The organism is Salinibacterium sp. (assembly GCF_031364185.1).
In the GTDB taxonomy this organism is placed as follows: domain Bacteria; phylum Actinomycetota; class Actinomycetes; order Actinomycetales; family Microbacteriaceae; genus Rhodoglobus.
In genome coordinates this window covers 1-4,728 of sequence record NZ_JANLVV010000366.1, presented here as the reverse complement: position 1 = coordinate 4,728, position 4,728 = coordinate 1, and the positions used below count along the sequence as shown (strand labels likewise).

Annotated in this window: 5 protein-coding genes and 1 pseudogene; 5 read left to right on the top strand and 1 reads right to left on the bottom strand. The window is 62.6% G+C overall.

The genetic code is table 11. The annotated features are described in order from the left end of the window. Positions 1–593, bottom strand: a pseudogene (locus tag RMN95_RS16045) (cytochrome P450); the annotation flags it as partial. A gap of 110 nt (positions 594–703) precedes the next feature. On the opposite strand from RMN95_RS16045, the gene RMN95_RS16040 reads away from it, so the two are divergent. The 5 genes from RMN95_RS16040 to RMN95_RS16020 all read left to right on the top strand — a co-directional run. Beyond that, positions 704–1,204: a MarR family transcriptional regulator gene (locus tag RMN95_RS16040; RefSeq protein WP_309617911.1), complete on the top strand. Its 501-nt coding sequence runs from the start codon at positions 704–706 to the stop codon at positions 1,202–1,204. 96 nt (positions 1,205–1,300) lie between these two features. Further along, positions 1,301–2,764, top strand: coding sequence for an aldehyde dehydrogenase (locus RMN95_RS16035; RefSeq protein WP_309617910.1), 1,464 nt, complete (start codon positions 1,301–1,303; stop codon positions 2,762–2,764). Positions 2,765–2,767: 3 nt separating this feature from the next. Beyond that, a complete protein-coding gene (locus RMN95_RS16030; protein ID WP_309617909.1) occupies positions 2,768–3,679 on the top strand; it encodes a catechol 1,2-dioxygenase in 912 nt (303 codons plus the stop codon). Beyond that, entirely contained in the window at positions 3,672–4,550 is an 879-nt protein-coding gene (locus RMN95_RS16025) for a fumarylacetoacetate hydrolase family protein (RefSeq protein ID WP_309617908.1), read from the top strand. The genes RMN95_RS16030 and RMN95_RS16025 overlap by 8 nt, the downstream gene beginning before the upstream one ends. Further along, the coding region (locus tag RMN95_RS16020) for a ferredoxin (RefSeq protein WP_309617907.1) at positions 4,547–4,728 on the top strand (182 nt) is incomplete at its 3' end. The genes RMN95_RS16025 and RMN95_RS16020, both read left to right, overlap by 4 nt.

Genomic DNA, 4,728 nt, shown 5'->3' with positions numbered 1-4,728 from the left:
CGAAACGGAAGCAGCCGGTACTTTTCACTCTCCTCCGAGTCGGCGAGCACGTCGGTGTGCTCGGGATCGGTGTTTCCGACCATCCGATTGCCCCAGTCGATGAGCTTGTAGATGTCGGCGTCGGGGACGTCGAGCATGCGGGCAAGCACCCGGATCGGGAAGTCTGCGGCCACCTCGGCAACGAAGTCGAACTCGCCCAGAGAGAATGCGGCATCCAGGGTCCTGGCCGTCAGGCCACGAAGGAAGGTCTCGTAGCCGGAAACGGCTCTCGGGGTGAACTCGCCTTGCATCAGCCGTCGCAGGGAGCGATGACGGGTGCCGTCGGTCTCCAGCATCGATTTGCGAGCCTCGATCTGCTCGTCATCGAGCTCCTCGAGATTGACGGTGCCGCGCTCGCTCGAGAAGGTCTCGGTATCACGCAACACACCCACGATGTCGTGATATCTCGTGAGCGACCAGAATCCGTGGTTCGGTGCATCCTCGCGATCCCAATGCACCGGTGCGTGTGCTCGCAAATCATCGAATGCCGACCAGGGGTCGCCGGTCTCGAATAAATCAAGGTCTGCAAGAGTGACATTCGACACTGAGGTCATCTCGTTCCTCCACTCGCGTTTATTGATGGCGAAATTGTTTGGATACGAACAAGATAGTAGTACCGACGGGCGATAGAGTGACAGAAACCGGAGCGCGGAAGGGGGCCACGATGGCCGGGCCACACACGCTGGCGGAAACAGAACGACAGGTCGAGTCGAAGCTCGGTAAGCTCCCCCTCGACTACTCCGCCATGGCGGTGGCGTCTAATCTGTTCAGGGCCGCGACCGCGGTACGGAACCACTTTGAGCGCACGGTTCTGGCACAGAACAACCTGTCGTGGACGGCATTTGTGGTGCTCTGGGTCACCTGGATCTGGGAGCCCATAGAAACGCGGCAGATTGCTCTCGAGGGTGGATTCTCTAAGGCCACGTTGACGGGTGTGCTCTCCACTCTGGAGGTGCGAGGATGGCTCGCCCGCGAGCGCAGCGAGATCGATGGTCGCCTGGTGGTGGTGCGCCTTACACCGGCGGGTCGAAGCCTGATGGCCGACCTGTTCCCGGCTTTTAATCTCCAGGAGCAGCACATCGCCGGCCCAGTCGATCCGGCCCGCCGGGACGAACTCGCCGAGATGCTGAGGCTCATCACGGCGGGCGTCGAACGCACCGGCTAATTCCGCGGCCGATGCTTGGTCTCGGGCACACTCATCCTGTACGGTAAATCATTAGTATCCGAACGACTTAAGGGCGAGCGACGGGAGCGGTGAACCATGACGTATGTGGATGTTGCTGGCGTTAGCGTCGATACCCGTCACTTCATCGGCGGCGAACGAGTGTCATCCCCTGATACCTATCCCAATAGCTCCCCCATCGACGGAAGTTTTCTCGGTGATATCGCGCGTGGGGGCCAGGCTGAGGTCGACCAGGCGGTGGACGCCGCGCGCGCGGCCTTCCCCGCCTGGGCGGCGATGACTCGCGAGCAGCGCGGCGCCATCCTGAATCGGCTGGCAGACCTGGTCGACGAGCGAACCGACGCCTTCGCGAATGTCGAGACCATGGACAACGGAGCATTGCTTCGCAGTCATCTCCGTGGTGTCATGCCACGAGTGGCCCATAATCTTCGGTTCTTTGCTCATTACGCGATCACCGACCTGGGCCATCCCGATTTCGATACGCGCGGCCACACCAATCATGTGAGCTGGGATCCCTCGGGCGTGGCTGGCCTGATCACGCCGTGGAACGCTCCCCTCATGCTGGCGACGTGGAAGATCGGTCCGGCCCTCGCGGCAGGCGACACCGTAGTTCTCAAGCCCGCAGAGTGGACCCCGCTCACGGCATCGCTCTTTGCCGACCTCACGCTGGAGGCGGGCATGCCCGCGGGCGTATTCAACGTCGTTCAGGGCTTCGGATCGGAGGCGGGTGCCGCGCTGGCAGCCCATCCGGGCCTCAGCCGGATTTCCTTCACCGGCTCGGTGCCGACGGCGAGGAAGATTGCTCGAGCGGCGGCAGACAACCTCACCCCGGTGAGCTTCGAGCTTGGCGGTAAGAGCCCATTTATCGTGCTCGACGACGCTGATCTCGAGCTTGCGGCATCCCTCGCTGTCGAACAGTACGACAATGCCGGCCAGGTGTGCCTGTCTGGCACCCGCCTGCTGGTTCACGAGCGCATCGCCGAGGCGTTCGTCGCGGCATTCACCGCGAAGGCCGCTCTGCTTCGACAGGGTGATCCACGTGATCCATTGACCGACATCGGCCCTCAGATCCATCAACAGCACTTCGAACGGGTGAGAGGTTTCGTCGACAGGGCGAGGTCCGACGGCGCCGAAATCGCCATGGGCGGCACGCCGAATGATGACCTCGGCGGCCTGTACTTCTGCCCGACCCTCATTACGAGTCCGGCGCCGAACAGCGAAATCGTCACCCAGGAAGTGTTCGGCCCCGTACTCACCATGCAGAGATTCTCAACGGACGACGAGGCAGTCCGGCTGGCAAACGGAACGGAGTTCGGCTTGGCCGCGGTCGTCGTGTCGGGCGACCGTAGCCACTCCGAGGCGGTCACCAGGCAGCTCGTTGCGGGGACGATCTGGGTGAACTGCTTCTTCGTCAGAGACCTGAGAGCGCCATTCGGCGGTTCCCGCAAGTCGGGAATCGGTCGCGAGGGCGGCACCTGGTCATTCGATTTCTATGCGGACGTGAAGAACACGGTCGTTGCCCCCACGGGATGGAAGGAATAGCAGATGGGTGAAGTAGTCGGGGTGGGTCTCATCGCCCACGTCCCCACAATCATGCTCCCGAAGGATGTGCGAATCGCCCTGAACGAGGGCAGTGACATCACCCTGGTCGCCGGGCTTGAGCAGTTGCGCAAGGACGTGTTCGAATCAGACGACTACGACACGGTGATCGTGCTCGACAGTCACTGGGCATCCACCGTCGAATTCATCGTCACCTCGCATGATCGTCGGCACGGCCTGTTTACCTCTGAAGAACTTCCCCGTGGCATGCATGGCGTGCCCTTCGACTATCACGGCGACCCGGAACTGGCTCACCTCATTGCCGAACAGGACGAGAAGAACGGCACGTGGATCACCGCTATCGACGACCCGGATCTTCCCGTCATGTACGCCACCATCAACCTCTGGAAGTTCCTCGGCGAGGGCCTTCCTGACAAGAAATGGCTGAGCGTGAGCGTGTGCCAGACGGCGACGGACGAGGACTTCCTGCGGGCGGGTCGCGCGATAGGCGAGGCAATTGCCAGGAGCGATCGCCGCGTCATCCTGCTCGCCTCCGGCGCGTTGTCACACACCTTCTTCAAGCTGCGCGAACTGCGCAAACACGAGATGAGCGATCCGGCGCATATCTTTTCGGATGCCGCCCGCGCCGCCGACTATGAACGACTCGAATGGTTCACCGCCGGCGATCACACGAAGGTGCTGGAGACGATGCCCGCGTTTCACAAAGTGCGGCCCGAGGCCATGTTCGGGCACTGGCTGCTTACCATCGGGGCCATTGGTGAAGAGGCGTGCACCGCGCCCGGGATTATGTACAGCGAATACGAGAATTCCATCGGCACAGGGCAGGTGCACGTCTGGTTTCCGAAGCCCAAGGGCGGCTTTCCGGCCGCGAAGGATCTGACACTCTCCCGTGACTGAGGTACGCAGAATCCTTCTCGGGGGCGTCGTGACCGAGGTCACGGTGCGCGGTGACGCACTGGTCGCCGCCGACGGTCGTGAGATCGCGGAATCCGAAGCCCACCATCTTGCCCCGGCCGTGCCGAGCAAGATCATCGCGGTGCACCTCAACTATGCGAGCCGCACCGAGGAGTTCATGACAAAGCTTCCCGATGCGCCCACCTATTTCCAGAAGCCGGTGTCGGCGCTCAACAGCCACCGCGGCGCCGTGGTGCGGCCGGAAGGCTGCAAGTGGCTGAACTTCGAGGGTGAGATCGTCATCGTGATCGGTCGCACCTGTCGCAACGTCTCACCACACGAAGCGGGCGACTACATCGCGGGGTACACGATCGGCAACGACTTCGGATTGCACGACTTTCGCGACACCGACGCCGGATCGATGCTGCGTGTCAAGGGCAGCGACACGCTTGCCCCCGTCGGGCCCGGGTTGGTCACCGACTGGGACTTCCGCGGCAAGCAACTGCGCACGCTGGTGAACGGCGTGGTGCGCCAGGATGACAACACCGCGGCGATGAAGTGGGACATGAACTACCTGGTGGCCGACATTGCCCGCACCATCACCCTGAACCCGGGCGACATGCTGTTCTCGGGCACGCCCGCCTTCTCCCGACCCGTGGAACCCGGCGACGTCGTCGAGGTGGAGGTCGAGGGGCTGGGCACGCTCAGCAACCATGTCGTCCCTGGACCCGTCGCCATCCGCACGGACGTCGGCGCCCAGCCCACCGAGAGCGAAGAGGTCATCTCGACTGCGCTGGGGGGGGACTGGGAGTACCGCGGCATCCGCACGCCGTCCCGTGACCTCTATCCATCAACTGTCGAGGAGACGCCGTGATCACCATCGCTGTCGACATGCTTCTATGCCAGCACTATGGGCAGTGCGTGTTTGAGGCACCGAAAATCTTCCACCTGAACGATGACGACAAGCTCGAGTACCTTGCCGAGGCAGACGACTCGGAACGCGCCAACGTGGAATCGGCCGTCGACGTGTGCCCGATGCAGGCCATTCGCAT

What these genes read in the sequence shown, in the direction of transcription:
- RMN95_RS16040 (WP_309617911.1), top strand. Translation starts at nt 704, where the DNA reads ATGGCCGGGCCACACACGCTGGCGGAAACAGAACGACAGGTCGAGTCG.
- RMN95_RS16030 (WP_309617909.1), top strand. Translation starts at nt 2,768, where the DNA reads ATGGGTGAAGTAGTCGGGGTGGGTCTCATCGCCCACGTCCCCACAATC.
- RMN95_RS16035 (WP_309617910.1), top strand. Translation starts at nt 1,301, where the DNA reads ATGACGTATGTGGATGTTGCTGGCGTTAGCGTCGATACCCGTCACTTC.